19 protein-coding genes are annotated in these 17,812 nt (G+C 63.0%); 9 read left to right on the top strand and 10 right to left on the bottom strand.

The annotated features are described in order from the left end of the window. Window positions 1-12 precede the first annotated feature (12 nt). Window positions 13-1,755, bottom strand: a complete 1,743-nt coding sequence (locus tag OC450_RS03795) for a SulP family inorganic anion transporter (RefSeq protein WP_262047207.1) — start codon at window positions 1,753-1,755, stop codon at window positions 13-15. After that, window positions 1,752-2,426 carry a YoaK family protein gene (locus OC450_RS03790; RefSeq protein WP_262047206.1) on the bottom strand — a complete coding sequence of 225 codons (675 nt, stop codon included), beginning with the start codon at window positions 2,424-2,426 and terminating at the stop codon, window positions 1,752-1,754. The genes OC450_RS03795 and OC450_RS03790 overlap by 4 nt, the downstream gene beginning before the upstream one ends. Window positions 2,427-2,560: 134 nt before the next feature. On the opposite strand from OC450_RS03790, the gene OC450_RS03785 reads away from it, so the two are divergent. The 3 genes from OC450_RS03785 to OC450_RS03775 are packed head-to-tail and all read left to right on the top strand — an operon-like array spanning window position 2,561 to window position 5,792. Next, window positions 2,561-4,249 carry a transporter gene (locus OC450_RS03785; RefSeq protein WP_262047205.1) on the top strand — a complete coding sequence of 563 codons (1,689 nt, stop codon included), beginning with the start codon at window positions 2,561-2,563 and terminating at the stop codon, window positions 4,247-4,249. Between the two features lie 11 nt (window positions 4,250-4,260). After that, window positions 4,261-5,148, top strand: a complete 888-nt coding sequence (locus OC450_RS03780; RefSeq protein ID WP_262047204.1) for an alpha/beta hydrolase family protein — start codon at window positions 4,261-4,263, stop codon at window positions 5,146-5,148. A gap of 29 nt (window positions 5,149-5,177) precedes the next feature. Further along, window positions 5,178-5,792, top strand: coding sequence for an invasion associated locus B family protein (locus OC450_RS03775; RefSeq protein WP_262047203.1), 615 nt, complete (start codon window positions 5,178-5,180; stop codon window positions 5,790-5,792). A gap of 15 nt (window positions 5,793-5,807) precedes the next feature. Here OC450_RS03775 and OC450_RS03770 read toward each other — a convergent pair whose 3' ends face one another. Together OC450_RS03770 and OC450_RS03765 are read right to left on the bottom strand one after the other, a co-directional pair. After that, entirely contained in the window at window positions 5,808-6,182 is a 375-nt protein-coding gene (locus OC450_RS03770; RefSeq protein ID WP_262047202.1) for a response regulator transcription factor, read from the bottom strand. 191 nt (window positions 6,183-6,373) lie between these two features. Then, window positions 6,374-6,997: a response regulator transcription factor gene (locus tag OC450_RS03765; protein WP_262047201.1), complete on the bottom strand. Its 624-nt coding sequence runs from the start codon at window positions 6,995-6,997 to the stop codon at window positions 6,374-6,376. A gap of 355 nt (window positions 6,998-7,352) precedes the next feature. On the opposite strand from OC450_RS03765, the gene OC450_RS03760 reads away from it, so the two are divergent. After that, the gene (locus OC450_RS03760; RefSeq protein ID WP_211384749.1) at window positions 7,353-8,036 is read left to right on the top strand and encodes a helix-turn-helix domain-containing protein; all 684 of its coding nucleotides are present in this window, start codon (window positions 7,353-7,355) and stop codon (window positions 8,034-8,036) included. Here OC450_RS03760 and OC450_RS03755 read toward each other — a convergent pair. From OC450_RS03755 to OC450_RS03740, 4 genes are read right to left on the bottom strand one after another with little or no spacing between them, the layout of a single operon-like run. Further along, window positions 8,014-8,472 carry a potassium channel family protein gene (locus OC450_RS03755; RefSeq protein WP_262047200.1) on the bottom strand — a complete coding sequence of 153 codons (459 nt, stop codon included), beginning with the start codon at window positions 8,470-8,472 and terminating at the stop codon, window positions 8,014-8,016. The two genes, OC450_RS03760 and OC450_RS03755, sit on opposite strands and share 23 nt — an antisense overlap. Window positions 8,473-8,497: 25 nt before the next feature. Then, window positions 8,498-8,848: a phasin gene (locus tag OC450_RS03750; RefSeq protein ID WP_262047199.1), complete on the bottom strand. Its 351-nt coding sequence runs from the start codon at window positions 8,846-8,848 to the stop codon at window positions 8,498-8,500. Between the two features lie 31 nt (window positions 8,849-8,879). Then, complete coding sequence (locus tag OC450_RS03745; RefSeq protein WP_262047198.1) at window positions 8,880-9,743, bottom strand: alpha/beta fold hydrolase; 864 nt, start codon at window positions 9,741-9,743, stop codon at window positions 8,880-8,882. A gap of 9 nt (window positions 9,744-9,752) precedes the next feature. Further along, a complete protein-coding gene (locus tag OC450_RS03740) occupies window positions 9,753-12,260 on the bottom strand; it encodes an alpha/beta hydrolase (RefSeq protein ID WP_262047197.1) in 2,508 nt (835 codons plus the stop codon). A gap of 133 nt (window positions 12,261-12,393) precedes the next feature. On the opposite strand from OC450_RS03740, the gene OC450_RS03735 reads away from it, so the two are divergent. The 5 genes from OC450_RS03735 (at window position 12,394) to OC450_RS03715 (ending at window position 15,777) form a co-directional block, all read left to right on the top strand. Next, on the top strand, window positions 12,394-13,320 hold the full coding sequence (locus OC450_RS03735; protein WP_262047196.1) for an alpha/beta fold hydrolase: 927 nt from the start codon (window positions 12,394-12,396) through the stop codon (window positions 13,318-13,320). Beyond that, complete coding sequence (locus OC450_RS03730) at window positions 13,317-13,925, top strand: hypothetical protein (protein WP_262047195.1); 609 nt, start codon at window positions 13,317-13,319, stop codon at window positions 13,923-13,925. Before OC450_RS03735 ends, OC450_RS03730 begins: the two co-directional genes overlap by 4 nt. 78 nt (window positions 13,926-14,003) lie before the next feature. Continuing rightward, complete coding sequence (locus OC450_RS03725; RefSeq protein WP_262047194.1) at window positions 14,004-14,651, top strand: CoA transferase subunit A; 648 nt, start codon at window positions 14,004-14,006, stop codon at window positions 14,649-14,651. A 3-nt stretch (window positions 14,652-14,654) separates the two neighbouring features. Next, window positions 14,655-15,305, top strand: coding sequence for a 3-oxoacid CoA-transferase subunit B (locus OC450_RS03720; protein WP_262047193.1), 651 nt, complete (start codon window positions 14,655-14,657; stop codon window positions 15,303-15,305). A gap of 13 nt (window positions 15,306-15,318) precedes the next feature. Then, window positions 15,319-15,777 carry a MaoC family dehydratase gene (locus OC450_RS03715; protein WP_262047192.1) on the top strand — a complete coding sequence of 153 codons (459 nt, stop codon included), beginning with the start codon at window positions 15,319-15,321 and terminating at the stop codon, window positions 15,775-15,777. A gap of 32 nt (window positions 15,778-15,809) precedes the next feature. Here OC450_RS03715 and fabI read toward each other — a convergent pair whose 3' ends face one another. Both fabI and OC450_RS03705 read right to left on the bottom strand, forming a co-directional pair. Next, the gene (fabI, locus tag OC450_RS03710; protein ID WP_262047191.1) at window positions 15,810-16,598 is read right to left on the bottom strand and encodes an enoyl-ACP reductase FabI; all 789 of its coding nucleotides are present in this window, start codon (window positions 16,596-16,598) and stop codon (window positions 15,810-15,812) included. Then, the gene (locus OC450_RS03705) at window positions 16,595-17,809 is read right to left on the bottom strand and encodes an acetate/propionate family kinase (RefSeq protein ID WP_211384738.1); all 1,215 of its coding nucleotides are present in this window, start codon (window positions 17,807-17,809) and stop codon (window positions 16,595-16,597) included. The genes fabI and OC450_RS03705 overlap by 4 nt, the downstream gene beginning before the upstream one ends. Window positions 17,810-17,812 lie beyond the last annotated feature (3 nt).

The following is a 17,812-nucleotide window of genomic DNA, read 5'->3' as shown; positions in this document are numbered from 1 at the left end:
CAATGGGACAGGTCAGAGCCGGCCGGCCAACAAGTCCGCCGGATCCTCCGGTTTGGGATCCGGCGATTGCCCGGCTTTGCCCTCTCCCAGCACGCTGTCGAGCGAGCGGAGCCACGCTCCGCTGTCGGTCTTTTCCGCCAGACCCTCAGCCCTCAACAGATCGCGCAACTGTGCATGCGCGCCAACGATCGCGAATGCGATCTTCCGGGAGGCGAGTTCGTCATAGAGATCGTGCAACATACGCGCCCCGGCCAGATCGATATAGGGCGAGGCCGAGAGATCGCAGACGACCAGCCTGATATCGACCGACCTCAGCAAGGTGTCCAACACCGCTTCCAGGATCGTTTCGGCATTGATATAGAGCAGCGAGGCTTCGGGTCGAAAGGCGATGATTCCGACCAGCGGCTCGACGCCTTCATGTCTCGCATTGTCGGAGTAACGGCCGGTCCCTTGCAGGCGACCAAGGAAAGCGACATTCGGGCGTGAGGCCCGCGCCAAAAGCAGAACGATCGATGCAATGGCCGCCAGCAGGACCCCCTGTAATATCCCGAGGAGCAACACTGCCAGCAGCGCAATGGCCGCGGCAAAAAAGTCGATGCGGCTGACTTGCCACATCCGCAACAGCGCGCGTATGTCCACCAGTCTGTAGACGGCGGCAAAGACGATCGCCGCAAGCACTGCCTTGGGCAGATTCGTCAACAGGCCCGTGAAGAACAGCAGGCATAGCGCAAGCGTCGCCGAACAGATCATCAGCGCCAGCGGCGTGCGCGCCCCTGCGTTGTCGTTGACCGCAGATTGTGACAGCCCTCCGGCCACGGGATAGCCGTGGCCGAATGCCGCTACGAGGTTCGCCGCGCCGAGCCCCAAAAATTCCTGCCGGACATCAAGCGCATAGCCATGCTTGGCAGCGAAGCTGCGGGCGGCGGACACGCCTTCTATGTAGGCCAGCAGCACGCAACCCGCAGCCAGCGGGAAGAGCTCGTCGGGCTCCAACAGACCGAACCTGGGCAAGCCGATTGACGGCAATCCCTCGGGAATCTTGCCGGTGACCGGCACGCCAAGCGACGGAAGCCCGAGCAACGTCGCAACGACGATCGACAGCGCCATGATCGTGAGCCCGACTGGCCTCCCGGGCAGCCGCCGTTCTCCCACCAGCAGGAACAAGAGCGCGATGGCTCCGATCGCGAGAACCAGCCAATTTATGCCGCCGAGCTGTCCGGCAAGCTTGATGGCGCGATCGAAGAAATTGTGACCGCCGCCAGCGACGCCGAACAGGCTCGGCAACTGGCTCATCATGATGGTGAGTCCGGCGCCGGCCTTGAATCCGACCAGGATGCTGTCACTCACCAGGCGGACGAGAACGCTGAGCTTGAACAGCCAGGAGATCAGACAGAGCAGCGCCACCGCGCATGCCGCCAGGCTGGCGATCTCGGCGTATTTTGTCGCGTCTCCGCCCGCCAACGCTCCGACGGAGGCCGCAATCATCAACGAGATCGCGGAGGTCGGACCAACTGCAAGCTGACGCGACGACCCGAGCAGCGCATAGCCGATGCCGCCAAGCATGTAACCGTAGATTCCGATCTGGGGCGGCAGGCCCGCCAGCGCGGCATAGGCGAGCGACACGGGAATGGCGTAGGCCGCGAGGGTGATGCCGGCGACGGCGTCCGGGCGCAGCCAGGCGCTGCGGTAGTGCGCAAGCCATGTCGCCGGCGGAAACAGGAAAGTCCAGCGCGCTCTCCGCTCGGAAGTCGTCATAGGCTGGCCTCGTCGCGCGGGGCTTCGCAGAGCAACAGCACGCCCAGCAGTGCGATCACGGGCGAACCGAGCGCCAGATTCGGGATTTGCTTGGTCGCGAAGGCGCCGAGGGCGGCCCCGAGGCCAAAAGTGAGGCACAAGGTAGCGAAAATACCTGGAGGGCGCAGCGATCCATCGCCGGACGCTGCAGCGAACGCACCTTCAATCGCCTGCCGCATATTGCCCGTGATCATCACCGAACTGAAGACAACGCCCTCGACCCGGGTGAAGACGGCGCTCTGTATGGCGGCGACGAATGAAATGCCGAGCGTTCCGGCGAGATCCGGCAGGCGGTTGTGCAGGACGGCGATGACGACCAAAAGCACGATCTCGACCAGCGTGCTGATCACCCTGGCGCGCTCGCCGGTTGCGCGGCGCAGCCATGCCGCGATCACGATACCGGCCGCGAACGCGAGGATCGGTGGAACGAAGTGGAGCGCTTTCGTCCAGTCGCCGATCGACCCATAGACCCAAAGCAGAACGAGATTGGCGGTCTGCGCGTTGGCCATCACGCCGTGGACGATCCAGGTATAGGCGTCGAGATAGCCGCCGGCGAAGGCCAGCAGCAGCGCGATTGGCACCGTTTCGTCGCGGCCTATCGACGACACAGGGGCGATATCCATCGTGCTCATGTCCGAACGCCGGGTCTTGGGTGCTGTAGAGCCTGAACAGGGAGCGGCTTAGCCCTCGGCAGGGGTTGATCTGGATCAAGCATCGCCGGGTTTCACGAACCAGATTTGGCGCAAATCGCTGGAGGGCATGCGTCATGAGCACGGTCAGATGGATCATCTCCGCCGCTCCGGAAATCTTCCTGCTGCTGTCGGTCGCACTCGGCACCATTCTTGGCCGCGTCCGGATCCACGGCTTTTCGATCGGCACCACGGCGTGCACGCTCATCATCGCCGTCCTCATCGGGCAGCTCGGCACATTCACGTTTCCCTCCCTGCTCAGGGTCATTCTCTTCAGCCTTTTCGTGTTCACGATCGGTTACCGGTCCGGACCCGAGTTCTTTGCCTCGCTGAGCATCCGGACCCTGGCGCAGGTCGCGCTCGCGCTCGTGCTCGGTGGGACCGGCCTCGTCATCGTTCTCATATTTGCCCATGTGTTCGCGCTCGGTCCCGGCACCGCTTCCGGTCTTGCTGCAGGAGCCCTGACACAGTCCTCGGTCATCGGCACCGCATCTGGCGCACTGGCCCAGCTCGGACTCGCCAAAGAGGTGCTGGAGCAGCAGGACGCCAATATTGCCGCCGGCTACGCCGTCACCTACGTGCTCGGCTATATCCTCACGCTCCTGTACGTGCCGTTTGTCGCGCCGAAATTGATGCGGATCGATTTGAAAGCGGAAGCCGCAAAGCTCGAGGCGGAGCTTTCGGGTGGCAACCCGCCACAAACTGAAAACCTGCACTATCGAAAATTCCAGGCCCGCGCCTATCGGGTGTCGGTCGCGGCAGGACGGACCGTCGGCGCCGTCGAAGGCGAGATTGGCAGTCGTAGCGTGGTCGAGCGGATCGTGCGTCAGGGCGCCGACGTCGAGCCGCATCTCGACACCGTTCTTGAAGCAGGCGACGACATCGTCATCGCAGGACGGACCGCGGCCCTTGTTGCAGCAAAGCCGATCATTGGCACCGAGATCGATGCCGACGAGATTCTGAGGGCGATTCCCGGCAACGTGGTCGATGTCCTCATCGACAACCGCAAACTCCATGGCCGCTCTGTCAAGGACGTCGCCGAACGCGTCGGCGACAACGCGCGTGGCGTTTTCCTGCGCACATTGACGCGGATGGGACGCGAGGTCCCGTTGAGCGCGGACACCCGCGTCTATGTCGGCGATGTCATGACGCTGGTCGGCAGCACCCGCAATATCGAGCGCGCCGCCGCGAAGGTCGGCCAGATTCTGCGCTCGGGCGACCGCACCGACATCGCGTTCCTTGCCGCGGGCATCGCCGTGGGCCTGCTCGCCGGTCTCGCGAGCGTCAAGATCGGCTCAGTCCCGCTCACGCTGGGCGGTGGCGGCGGCGCCCTGATCGCCGGGCTGTTCTGTGGCTGGCTGCGCTCGAGGCGGCCCACGATAGGCGCAATGCCGCCCGCGGCACAGCAGACGCTCAGCGATCTCGGGCTCGGCGGCTTCATCGCAGCGATCGGGCTCGGCAACGGCCATGCGGCATGGGTTGCGATCCAGTCGCACGGCATGCTGCTGGTCGGCATGGGCCTGGTCGTCACGCTGGTGCCGCTCGTTGTTACAACCCTGTTCGCCCATCGTGTGCTGCGGATGAACCCGGTCATTATTTGCGGCGCGCTGGCCGGAGCCATGACGGTCGACGCCGCCGTAACCGGTGCCTGCGATGTTGCCGAAAGCCAGACGCCGGTGCTCGGGGTCGCCGTGCCTTACGCGGTCGGCAATGTCGTCCTGACCGTGCTCGGCCCGATTATCGTGGCCAGCACATTCGCCGGTTGAGCGAGGCGCGTATGAATCTCCTGCATGCCCCAGCCCTAAAGTCGATGGCGGCGGCATTGGCCCTCCTGATCTGCCTGTTCGCCCCGGCGCGGGCCGCAGACGGCGGCCCCATCCAGGAGGAAATCTGGGCGCTGCAGCTCCCGCTCCCGATGCTCGCCTACGTGGTACGCCCCGTCGGTGACGGCCCCTTTCCTCTCGCGATCATGAACCATGGCGTGTCGCTCAAGCCGGTCGACCGGAGCTTCTTTCCGCTGGTGGAATTCCGCGACGCCGCGAAGTGGTTCGCAGAACACGGCTATTTCGTCGTGGCGCCGGTCGGCACCGGATATGGCGCGGCCGCCATTGACATTCCCGAGCGCGGACTCTACGGGCCCTTCTTCGCCAAAATCGGCAACTGCAGCAATCCAAATTTCAAGGATGCCGGACGCGCGTTGGCACAGGTCGACCTCTGGATCATCGACTACATGGTCGCCGAGAAACGCGTGCTCGCGAAGGACGTCATCGTCATCGGGCAGTCCGCCGGTGGCTGGGGTTCGATCGCGCTGTCGAGCGTGAACCCGTCGCAGGTCAAGGCGATCATCACCTTTGCAGCCGGTCGCGGCGGACGCGTCGACGGCAAGCCCAACAACAACTGCGCACCGGACAGGCTGGTCGAAGCGACCGCGGATTTCGGCCGGACCTCGCGGGTGCCGATGCTGTGGTTCTACATCGAAAACGACACGTTCTTCGGCCCGGCCCTGTCGAAACGCATGCATGACGCCTTCACCGCCGCCGGCGGCAGGGCCGAGTATCATCTGATGCCGCCCTTCGGCAATGAGGGTCATTTCTTCGTCGGCTCGCCCGATGCGATCCCGATGTGGTCGCCGCTCGTCGAAAAATTCCTCGATGCACAGAAGTAGCCGCAAGCGCGGCGCCTGGAGACACTGTCATGATCGACACAGCTTCAACACCGTGGCCCAGGCCTGCACGCGCCTGCCTGTCGATTCTGTTCGCTGCCGCTATCACCGGACCAGCTTCGGTTCTGAGCGCCGCTGCAGCGCAACAGCAGGCGCGCCAGGCGAAACCCGCCGAAATCGCGCCCCGCGGACAGCGCGAAGCCAAGGACATCACTTTCGGCGACTGGCAGAAGCTCTGCTTCAAGCCGGGCGGTGCGCGTGCGCTGTGCCGGACGTCGATCACGGGCAAGTTTCCGACCGGGCAAACGGCGGTACGCGTGGACCTGATCGAGCGTGACGGCGACCGCGCCGCGCGGCTGCAAGTGTTCGTTCCGGTCGGCATGTATCTAAAACAGCCAGCCAAGCTGACGGTCGATCAGGGCAGCGAGCAGCTGCTCCCCTACAACTGGTGCCTGACCAACGCCTGCATCGCCGCCGACGTCGTGGATCGCAGCTTCGTCACAGCGATGGAGTCCGGAAAGGCACTGGTACTCGTGGTGGTTGATTCCAGCCTTCTGGCCGTGACGACTTCACTGCCGCTCACCCAGTTCGCCTCCGTCCACAAGGGCGCGGCGGCAAAGACATTTGAACAGGACATCGACGAATGAACGAGCGCGATCGGGTTAGACGCTTCCGGTGCAGGCACGTTCCACCGACTCGATGAATGCATCCGCGGCAAACGGCTTCGTCAGATAGGCAACACATCCCGACTCGATCGCCGCCGCCTGGTTCGCGTGGCTGTCGTTGCCGGTGATGTAGATGACCGGCACGGTAGCGCCCTCCTGCGCGATCCTGCGGCGGAGAACGATGCCGGATTCGCCGTTCAGGTTGATATCCAGAACGATGCAACAGGCTTCGTCGAAACGGCCATGACGCAGCAGTGCGCTGGCCGAGTCGAACGGGATCACATCGAAGCCACGCTCGCGAAGCAGACGCTCTATGCTTCGGCGCACGGAAGAATTATCATCCACGACGAAAATGGATCTGCGTGCGGACAAGAGATCTCTTTCTGAGTCCGGAGAAGTTGCGGCGATATCGCTATTGATCCGGTCGTTTGATAATTCCGCGCCGCTCTCGACGAGAAAACACTACGCAGCTTCTGCCGGATTCTGTCAACAAAGTTTCATATTGTCCCTTCGTACAGGACGCATGAGAACAACAGCGACGGGCTCATGTACCGACCGGTTAGTTACATCTTCCCGGGATCGAGCAGACCCAAGCGCTCGGCGATTGAAACCAGCTCGGCGAACGAAGGCACCCGCATTTTCTCCATCACCTGATGGCGATGCGCCTTCACCGTACGTTCAGTGGTCCCAAGCTCGTGGGCGATCTGCTTGTTTATCTTGCCGCGCACGATCAGGTCGAACACCTGCCGTTCGCGCGGCGTCAGCGACGCCAAAAGAGCACGCAGCGCGTCAAGCTTGCTCTGTCGGCCGCGCGAGGCTTCCCAGCGAGCCAATGCCCGTTCGATCGCATCGATCAATTGTTCCGATGAAACCGGCTTGGTCAGAAAATCCTCCGCCCCGGCCTTGATGGTGCGGACGGTGATTGCGGTATCGGCATGACCGGTGAGAAACACGATCGGCAGCATCGAACCCAGTTCGATGAGCCGTGCTTGCAACTCGGGTCCACTCAGCCCGGGGATCTGCACGTCGAGCAGGATGCATCCGGGTCTTGAAGCATCCGGCATGTGATCAAGCAGCTCCTGCGCCGATGAATGCGTCACGACCTCATAGCCGCCAACCTTGAGCCGGCGCTCGATTGCCACTCGAAACGATTCGTCGTCGTCCACGACATAAACGAGGCCTGGCAATGTCCCCTCTCGAGCCACTCACAGAACCGTGGGCAAGCCACGAAATCGCGAAGTGCTAATCAAAAGCCACCCGAAGGAAGCCACCGTCCGTCCGAAGTCACGGCATAATCGAACAGCAACATTATGCCGAAATATCTCGATCGCACCATACTCCCCAGAGATCGGGCAGGCCCCATGCCAATCATCTCATTTAGCGCACCGTTCGCTGCGCTGTCCTTTGGTACAATGAACCTAGAGACAATGGCTGAATATGCGGTTTTAGTCGTAAGCCACCCATGCGGGAATGGGGGTATCGGCGGCTCCTTCCCCTCAACGCTGGCGGGCTATCACATCATCATCAGTTCGGGAGTTGGCCATGTTCATCCGTAGCGCCATCGATACCTCCCCTCGCCCCAACTCGCTGCGCGAACTCGGAATGACCAGTGATTCGAATCCGATCATCAGTTTAAACGAATTTGCCTACAAGAAGGGTACCGAGATCTACGGCGAGAAGGAGCCCGCGGACTACGTCTACCAGGTCAAGCTGGGCGCGGTCCGAAGCTACAAGTTGCTGTCCGACGGCCGCCGCCAGATCGGCGCGTTTCACCTGGCCGGCGACATATTCGGGTTGGAGAACGGCAGCGAACACAGATTCACGGCGGAGGCCGTCGTCGACACCGCGGTTCGCCTGGTCAGGCGGCAAAGCCTCGAGCTCGTTGCGGAAAGCGACGCCATGGTCGCTCGAAATCTGCTCAGCATGACCACCAGCAATCTTCAGCATGCCGAAGACCACATGCTGCTGCTGGGCCGCAAGACATCGCTGGAGCGGGTCGCGGCCTTCCTGATCGAAATGGACAAGCGGCTGACGGCCGCGGGCATCCTGGCGCTCCCGATGTCGCGGCGCGACATCGCGGACTATCTCGGACTGACCCTGGAGACCGTGTCCCGCGCGCTGTCGCGACTGCATGAGCTCGGCATCCTCGGCTTCATCGGCAGCAACCAGCGCCAGATCGTGCTGCTGGATCGGCCGCAGCTCGCTAGCCTCGATCTGCAGAACTAGACCCGGCGGCCGCAATAGCGGCGAGATGTTCGAGCGTCTTGCGCAGCACCTCGAACAAGACGGCGGTGGACCAGCCGAACATCAGGATTCCGTTCATCGCGGTCATCGGTCCGATTAGGCGCCACCCCTCCACGGGAGTAATATCGCCATAGCCGAGCGTGGTGTAGTTCACGAAGGCAAAATACAGCAGATCGCTTCCGGCAGGCGCTGCGCCAACCACGGCATAGGCCAGCGCCCAGACCAGCACCTCAACCGTATGCGCGACCATCAAAATGACAGCCGTCGTGACCATCACGGCCATCAGATGCGATCGAGGCCGCGACGTATGCTGCAATCCCGCAGCGCGAGCGACGTCGATCGCTGCAACGGTCACCAGCGCGTGGATCATGATGTCGATCACGCTGACGAAGGTGCCGAGCAGGAACTGAACCGCCATCGCGCGCCCCAGGCAACCGCACTGCTCACGCCTTCGGCGTAAAGGCCCCTGCCGCCGCCTTCATTGCGGACTCGCCCATGCTCCTGGTCTGATCGGTGAGCAAACGCATCTGCTCCTGGAAGAAATCGGACTGGATCTTGAGCGCGTCCTGCATGTCCTTGGCCTGAATGATCTTGTCGCCGAGATCAAATGTCGCAGCGACGTTGCGCTGCATGTAGCTGCAGAATTCCTTGGCCTGGTTGGCAATCGGCAGCGGCGAGGCGCTCAGGCCCTTCTCCAGCTGCTCGAAATATTCAGCATTGGCCTTGCGCAGACGGCCGAGCGTCTCGGTTAGCATCGTACGAATGCCCTCGGCAGATGGATTGATGTCGGCCATGGTGTCGTTCCTCCTGGTTATGCTGCAAGTCCTATGCTGCAAGCCCGCCGAACCACGCACCGAAATAGCCGGCGTAGAGTGCGGGCAGTTCGAGATTCATTGAATGTCCGACCCGGGGCACCACGACGAGCCGGCAATCCGGCATCGCCTCGGCCATCCTGCGAAGATCGGCCGGCGGAATCCAGCCGTCCCACTCGCCCCAGAGCACCAGATGCGAATGCCCGATATCCGGCATCCGGAGCTCCAGCTCGCGGCTCTCCTTCTCGCGGGTGAGATTGACGGGCGTGCCGATCCAGATGCCCTCGGAGACACCAAAGGTCTGTTCGATGATCCGGTCGAACAGCGCCTGGATGTCCGGGATCCCTGGACGGAATTGCGGGATCATATTCGGCGCCATGCTTTCCGGCACGAACAAAGATGACGCTGCGGTCGCCATCACCGACCGGGTCAACTCCTTGCTCGCCATCATCGCGCGGAACAGCCCGATCTGGTCGGCATTGAATGCCATGCCGAGCGGGGTGACCGGATCAAGCGCAAACACCCGTCCGAACCGGCGTGGCTGCATCAACAGCATGCGGGCCGCAATGATGCCGCCGGTCGAATGCGTTGCAAGATGGCAGTAATTGATACCCAGCGTATCCAGTGCAGCCAGCATGTCCTGCGCGTGCTGCTGCATCGTATAGTTGGTATAATCGACCGTGGGCTTCGGCCGATCGCTGTCGCCGCAGCCGCGCCAGTCGATCCCGATCACACGGAGGCCGGAGGGAAAAAGCGGCGCAGCGAGCTCGATCCAGTCCTTGCTGGCGAGATTGCCGTGGATGAAGACGACGGTGATGTCGCCGTGTCCCCACTCTCGCCAGCCCAGCTGAATTTCACCCGCCTGCACCCTCGGCATGAACCGGTCCTACTTGTTCAGGCCGGCAGTGGGCGCCGCGCCTGGCGGCGTCGGTGCCACCGGCAGGGCCGAAACCACCGAGCCCTTGATCATCCGATCGGTCCCGAGCGGCGATGACGTGTCGACGCTTTCCCTCGTCACGAAATCCACGACGTCGGCCGGATACTCGACCGGGTTGTCGGTATGGATGAAGTGCCCGGTCTCCGGATAGATCTTGAGGATCGGCCGGTTACCCGCATTGGTCATGCGCGTCATGAACGGTGTGATGGCGTCGCGTCCGAGATCCGTCAGCCCGTTGAAGGCGGGCGTCGGGATGAACGGCTCCTTGTCGCCAAAGGCGAGAAAGATCGGTGCCTTGATCTGCGTGAGTCGCTCATAGAGGTTCTTCGGATCATCCTGCTGGAGCTCCGCACCGATCGTGTAGACGTCATAGATGAACACGTTGCACCACTGCTCGAGCTCCTTCGGATTACCTTTGGTCAGCCCGACGCGCTGCTCGGTGTGGAGGCGGGCATATTCGCTGTCGCTGAAGAAATAGCCGCTCTTCGCCGCAGACACCGCGCCGGTCTCAGGGTCGCGCTTCTTGAAGTAGAAGAAGTCGCGGATGTTCTGCTCGTCACGCGCCTTCTCCGCGGCCAGAATGCCGGTTTGGTCCCAGGTCGCCTTCCACTTGTCGAAGTCATGATCGAAGGCCGGGTCGAACAATCGCGCCTTCTTGCCCTTGGCGATGGTGATGTCGCGCGGATATTCCTCGAGCCCCGACGGAGCCTCCAGTGCGAGGCCCTGCACCGCATCCGGCCAGGTCAGGGCGTAACCCATCACGAACTGCCCGCCGAGCGAATGGCCGAGATAGTACGCTTTCTTGACGCCGAGCTGGTTGACGACGAGGTCGTAGATGACCTCGCGCATGTCCTGCATGGTGCGCGCCAGACTCTTGTCGAGATTGCCGGGCCCGGACATGCCGTAATGCGGCAGGTCGGGCACAATCACGCGCAGGCCGCTGCGTAGCGCATACTGCATGATGTTGCCGTAGTGGCCGCCGAAAGCGCCCTTGCCATGGATGACGACGAGGACCTTCGGATCCTTGTCGGTGCCGGCATATTCATCCATGTAGCCGATCTGCCAGGTATTGCCGCTCTTGTCCTTGGCGTTGGCGTATTTGACCGGATAGGGGTAGGTCACGAACTCCTTCCAGAAAGACTTCTTCGGATCGATATTCCCGGCGACGCCGGGCACGCGATAGTTCTTGTCGACGAACTTCTGCGCGCGATCGAGGCTTGCGACATCGTCCATGAAGGCGACGAACTTCGGGTCGTTCTTCCGCTGGTTGATGATCGGAAACACGCCATAATGGGCGACCGGGCTTTCTTGAGCGATAAGGTCCGCACCGGGCACGCGGTCGACCGCCTGTTGTGCCAGCTTGAAGTTCAGCCAAAGGTCGTTCGTGATGTGCATCACCAGCGTGCGCGCCTGGATGCGGCCGAGATAAGCGTTGATGTTGTGCGTTTCGCCGACCCGGTTGCGCCAGACGAGGTCGACCGCGTCGTAAAGCTTGGCACGGTTGACGACGTTCAGCGCCGCCTTTTCGTTCGGTGGGTCCCAATAGAAGATTTCGGGCTGGACGGCCCCCCAGTTCTGGGACGTACGGAAGGCAAAGTCATAGCCCGTCATGCCGAGGATCGACCAGCCGAATGCCACGCCCGGCATCGGATGCTTCTCCTTGGGCAGCTTGTAATAATCGCCCTTCGTCGCCTGCCACACCGGATCGGATTCGATCGCTGCGGTCATCATCTGGAACGTCCAGTTGCCGACGGGATCCTCGCCATCCGACTGCGTCGTGCCACCGATCGGCATCAGCGCGCCGATATATTCCGGATGCATCACGCCCCAGACATAGGTCTGGGTGCCGCCCATCGAGACGCCCGACACGAGGGCCACGCGCGCGACCTTCAGCTCGTCGCGCAGCAGCCGGTAATTGGCCTGGACCATGTCATAGTAGCTGTACTGCGGAAACTTGATGCCAAGCCCGTCGGACGGCTTGCTCGCGCCCCAGGTCCCGAGCGGGTCGACCATGATGACGTAATAGCGGTCGGTATCGATCGGCCGGCCCGGACCGATGATGGGCACGGTGCCGGACAAGGCGGCGCCCTTGACCCACTGCTCATACATGTCGGTGGAATCGCCGGAATAGTATGAGTTGATGACGACGGCATTGGTGATCTCGCCGGCGGCATTGCGCCGCGGCGTGCCGACCGCGATATAGGCCGTGTGCAGTTTCCCGGCGCCAAGCGATTCCAGCGTGACGCCGCCCTCGCCGCCATTCTCCCATTTCGAGGGATCGGCGAGATCGTACTTTCCGCCGAGGCGGAAGTTGGCGATCTCGTAGGTCTTCTTCAACCCGTCGTGCTGCACCTGCGACGAGCGGCGCGAGAACGGCTGCGCGACCGCAAGCGATGTCCCGATCAACAGCAACAGCAGGCTGATGAGATATCGCCGCATGACATGTCTCACGATCATGGCGAATTCCTCCGGCAGGCTACATTTTTTCAAACGCTATGAGCGGCGGCGGCGCGACCCTTGATCTAGCGCAAGGGAATTCGCACTGCGCGCGCGAGAATTTCCACGACGAATTTCCCGCCGGGGCGCCGCGATGCCTTTCCTCAGCCACAGCTCCTACCGGATCCGGTACGAGCTCGACGGTCCTGCCAAGGCGCCGGCCTATGTGCTGGTCAACGGACTGACACAATATTCCGAACTGTGGACCCCCTATCGCGACGCGCTGATCGCGCGTGGGTTTCGCGTTGCGACCTTCGATCTGCTCGGTCAGGGCGCCTCCGACAAGCCCGCGCTCTTCATCAATCAGGACGACCAGGTCCTGGCGCTGCATCGCCTGATCGGCGAGCTCGGCGATGAGCCGATCTTCCTCAGCGGTATCAGCTTCGGCGGCTTGATCGCGCTTCGCTACGCCATCGAGCATGGCAAGCGCCTTTCGGGCCTGGTGCCGATGAGCTGCTTTGCCGAGCTTTCGCCCCAGCTTCTCTTGATCGGCAATGCCCTGCGCACCGGACTGATCCTGGGCGGCACCGGCTATCTCCAGGATCTGCTGCTGCCGATGAACCTGTCCGATGAATGGCTCAAGCCGCTGCTGAACAAGCTCGACAGCGTGAAGCGGCAGGGCTGGCTGGTCAACGATGTCTACGCGCTTCAGAACCTGATGGAGTCGTTTCTCGACTTTCAGCCGCTGACGCCGCAGCTTTCGTCGATCGCCGTGCCGACCATGATCCTGAACGGCGAGTTCGACTTCCTGACGCCGCGCGCGCTGCACGAGACCTTGCGGGTCGAAATCCCCGACAGCGCGCTCGTGATCATCCCGCGTGCCTATCACGCCTTTACGCTCGAGAAGGGTGCGCTCACAGCTGACCTGCTCGCGCGCTTCGCCGATGACGTGCTGGCCGGACGCTGGCGGGGCAACAAGGCGGTCTGGATTGCGCCGGAAGATCCCGGCGGTGAGCTCACCCCGTTTCCCGCCGGCTACGATCATCTGCGCGCGATCCCCGTGCAGGGGACGTCAACATGAGCGGATTCTTTGGACCTCTCGATCCCGAAGGTCGCGTACCACCGCACCAGCAGACGCGCGCCGCCGCTTTCCTGATCTCCGCCCATGGCGCCCTGGCGCGGCAGTTCGCGTTCACCCTGCCCCTCAAGCTTCAGTCCGCCTGGCAGAGCGAGTTGAACGCGCAGTTCTACCGCGAGACCGAGATCGTCTCGCTTCTGATGCGCGCAACCACGTGGGTGCCTGACCTTGCCCTGTGCTACATGGCCACGTCCTGGGAGACAGCATGGTTCCCGACGCCGATCAAAGGCATCAGCGATAGCTCACTTGCGCAAGCGGTGCACCTGACCACGCTTGCCCATGCCGTTCATGCCGGAATACGACCGGCGGCCTTGCTGCCGATCGAGGCGAATGCGAACGATCCCTTCGCGGTGGCGCTGCGCCGGATCGAATTCGAGAGCGGCCGGCTGTTGCAGGCTCAAATCATGTTCCTGAAGGGGCCGGACCTGGTGCCTTTCAGAGATGTCGTCGGCGCGGCGCTCGAACGCCGACACACCGAGTTGCGCAAGCTCTGGAGCGACGCGCTCGAAAGCGTGGGAATCGCAGTCGCGAATAATGCGGGGGCTTGACGCAGATCAAGGGCGCGCGGCCGGCGCCCCCCAACATTCAACAACCGTCGCTTCTGTGCCCCGACCGGAGTTGTCGTCATGAAGGTCGTTTCCGTCGAAGAAGCCGTCGCAATGATCCCGACCGGCGCCAGCGTCATGGTCGGCGGGTTCATGGGCGTCGGGACACCGGAGCGACTGCTCGACGAGATCGTGCGCCAGAAGAAGACCGGCCTGTCGTTGATCTGCAACGACGCTGCGACCCCCGGCAAAGGCGTCGGCAAGCTGTTCGACGCTGCGCTGGTGTCGCGGTTGACCGCAACGCATATCGGTCTCAATGCGAAGGCGCAGCAGCAGATGCTGGCTAGCACGATCGCCGTCGATCTCATACCGCAGGGAACATTTGCCGAGCGCATTCGCGCCGGCGGATGCGGCCTGGGCGGCGTCCTGACGTCGACCGGTGTCGGCACGCTGGTTGCGGAAGGCAAGCGCCAGATCGAAGTCGAGGGTAAGCCGTACCTGCTGGAGACGGCCCTGCGTGCGCAGTTCGCGCTGGTGCACGCCTTTCTCGCGGATTACCTCGGCAACCTGACCTACGCGCTGACGGCGCGCAACTTCAACCCGATCATGGCGATGGCGGCCGACACGGTGATCGTGACGGCCGAGAACATCGTGCCCGTCGGTGTGATCGCTCCCGACCACGTCGTGACGCCGGCACCGCTCGTCGACTACCTCATTGCGAACGGGTGACCCATGGATCCGCAGATTGTCATCGCCCGGCGCGTCGCCAAGGAGCTGAAGAGCGGCGACCTCGTCAATCTCGGCATCGGCATTCCGACGCTGGTTGCGAACTACGTTCCGGCGGATCTGAAAGTATTCTTCCAGTCGGAGAACGGACTGATCGGCACCGGGCCCATCCCCGAGCAAGGTCTGGCGCATCCGACGCTGACGGACGCAGGCGGACGCCCGATCAGTGCGCTGCCCGGCGCCAGCACCTTCGACAGCGCGATGTCGTTCGGATTGATCCGCGGCGGCCACGTCGATGTCACCGTGCTCGGCGGTCTTCAGGTCGATGCGCACGGCCATCTCGCCAATTGGATGATCCCTGGCAAGATGGTGCCCGGCATGGGCGGCGCGATGGACCTCGTCAGCGGCGCCAAGCGCGTCATCGTCGCCATGCAGCATGCCGCAAAGGGCAAGTCGAAGATCGTCGGCAAGTGCACGTTGCCGCTAACCTCCGCGCGGCCCGTCCATCTCGTCGTCACCGACATGGCGGTGATCGGCTTCCCGGACGGCAAGGCCACGCTGCTGGAGACCGCGCCGGGCATCAGCGTCGGTGAAGTCATGGCGGTGACGGAGGCCGACCTCGTCGTCCCCGATCACGTCCCGGAAATGAAGATCTGACGAGGTGACGGACATGCGGATATTCGGCGATTTCGACGAGATCAGATCCGCGGTCGGCACCGAAATCGGCGCCAGTGACTGGATCGAGGTGACGCAGGATCGGATCAACAGGTTTGCGGAAGCGACGTGCGACGAGCAGTGGATCCATGTCGACCAGGAGCGTGCGAGGAAGGAACTGCCCGGCGGCACCACCATCGCCCACGGACTGTTGTCGCTGGCGCTGGCGCCGATGTTTATCCGATCGGTCATGGGGCTGAAGGGCCTGCGCAACACCCTGAACTACGGCGCGGACAGGATCCGGTACCTTGCGCCGGTCCCGGCGGGCTCAAAGCTGCGCGGCCGCGTCACCGTTGCCGAGACGGAGGACGTGCCTCCCGACGGCCTGCGCGTGAACTACCATCTCGTGATCGAGGTCGAAGGGGGCAAACGCCCGGCCTGCGTCGCCGAGTTGATCGCCCTGCACTATCGCTAGCCGGCGCGCGGGACGCCCGCCGGGCTCGTCGTTCAATCGATGATGTGATAGCCACCGTCGATATAAAGCACGCCGCCAGTGATCAGCTTGGCGCCGTCAAGGGCGAGGAAGGCCGTGGCGTTGCCGACGTCCTCGATGCTGACGAGGCTGCGCGCCGGCGCCTTGGATTGCGCCTTGTCCATCAACTCGTCGAATTCCGGGATGCCTGACGCCGCGCGCGTGGCGAGCGGGCCGGGCGAGATCGCGTGCACGCGGATACCCTTCGGCCCCAGTTCGGCGGCAATGTAGCGGACGGATGCTTCAAGCGCCGCCTTGGCCACACCCATCACGTTGTAGTTCTCGACCACCATCTGGCTGCCGTAATAGGTCATGGTGAACATCGTGCCGCCGTTCTTCATCAGCGGTTCGGCCAGATGAGCCATGCGCATGAATGACCAGCAGGAGACGTCCATCGTCTTCAGGAAGCCGTCGCGGCCGACGTCCACCACGCGTCCGTGCAAGGCTTCCTTTGGCGAGAAGGCGATCGAGTGCAGCAGGAAATCGAGCTGCCCCCATTCCTTCTCGACCCGGGCGAACACCTCCTCCGTCTGTCCTTCCACCATGACGTCCAGCGGCATGAAGATCGGCGCCTCAAGCGCCTGCGCGAGCGGCTCGACATGCTTTTTGGCGCGTTCATTGAGGTAGGTCACCGCGAGATCCGCTCCGAGCGCGCGGAAGGCCCTGGCGCATCCCCATGCGATCGACTGGTCGTTGGCGATGCCGACGACAAGTCCCTTCTTGCCCTTGAGGGCGACCTTGGTTTCCGGAAATGCGGGAATCATGACGCTTTCTCATGTCTGGGGGTGGACGATGGCGAGTTCATCAGCAGCGACAGCGTGTGTTGCGCGATCATCAGTTCTTCGTCGGTCGACACGACGTAGACGGGAACGAGGCTGTGCGAGCGCGATATCAGCCGGGCATGACGGGCGTTTTCCGCCTGGTCGATGCCGACGCCGAGCCATGCGAGTTGATCGCAGATGCGCGCGCGAATGGTCGCGGAGTTCTCGCCAATGCCGGCCGTGAAGACGAAGGCATCCAGCCCTTGCAATGCCGCCGCGAGCATGCCGGCGTTGAGCCCGATCCGGTAGACGAAATAGTCGATCGCCAGCTTGGCGTTGAAGCTGTCGCTGGCTTCAAGCTCGCGCATGTCGTTGCTGATGCCGGACAATCCCTTGAGGCCGCAATCGCGATAGAGGAAATCCTGGACGTTCGGCGCGGACATTCCCTTCTCGGAGATGAGGTAGAGCACGACGCCCGGATCGATCTGACCGGGGCGCGTCCCCATCGGGAGCCCGTCGAGGGCCGTGAAACCCATGGTGCTCTCGACGCTGCGTCCGCCTCTGATCGCGCACATCGAGGCTCCGCTCCCGAGATGCGCGACGATCACCCGCCCATTCGCAATTTTCGGCGCGATCTTCGGCAAGGACTTCGCAATGTATTCGTAGGAGAGACCGTGAAAGCCGTAGCGGCGCACGCCCTCGGCATGAAGCTGGTGCGGGATCGCATAATGATCAGCGACCGCGCTATGCGTGCGATGAAATGCGGTATCGAAACAGGCGACCTGCGGAAGCGCCGGAAAATTGGCGAGAATCGAGCGGATCGGCGCCAGATTGTGCGGCTGATGCAGCGGCGCCAGCGCGATGAACCGTTCCAGCCGGGTCACGACGCCATGGTCGATCCGGATCGGGCGATCATAGTCGGGTCCGCCGTGAACGACGCGGTGGCCGACGGCAATGGGCTGGATGCGAAGCTCGTCCCGCAGCCAGGCGCCGGCGATGTCCATCGCGGCGGGAACGTCCGGCACCGTCTCGATCGGATAAGCGCGATCGGCAAGTGGATCGCCACTGGCGCCGCTCGCGCGCAGGCGCGGACGGCTTCCAATGCCGTCGATCTGCCCCTTGAGCTGCTGTCGTAGCGCTCCTTCACCCTCGATCGAATAGATCTGGAACTTGACGCTGGAAGAGCCGGCATTGACGACAAGGATAGTGTCCATGGC

The sequence above is a fragment of the Bradyrhizobium sp. Bra78 genome, from assembly GCF_024519855.1.
Lineage (GTDB): Bacteria > Pseudomonadota > Alphaproteobacteria > Rhizobiales > Xanthobacteraceae > Bradyrhizobium > Bradyrhizobium japonicum_G.
Note: the sequence above shows the minus strand (reverse complement) of the source record. Positions and strands in the feature narration are given on the sequence as shown.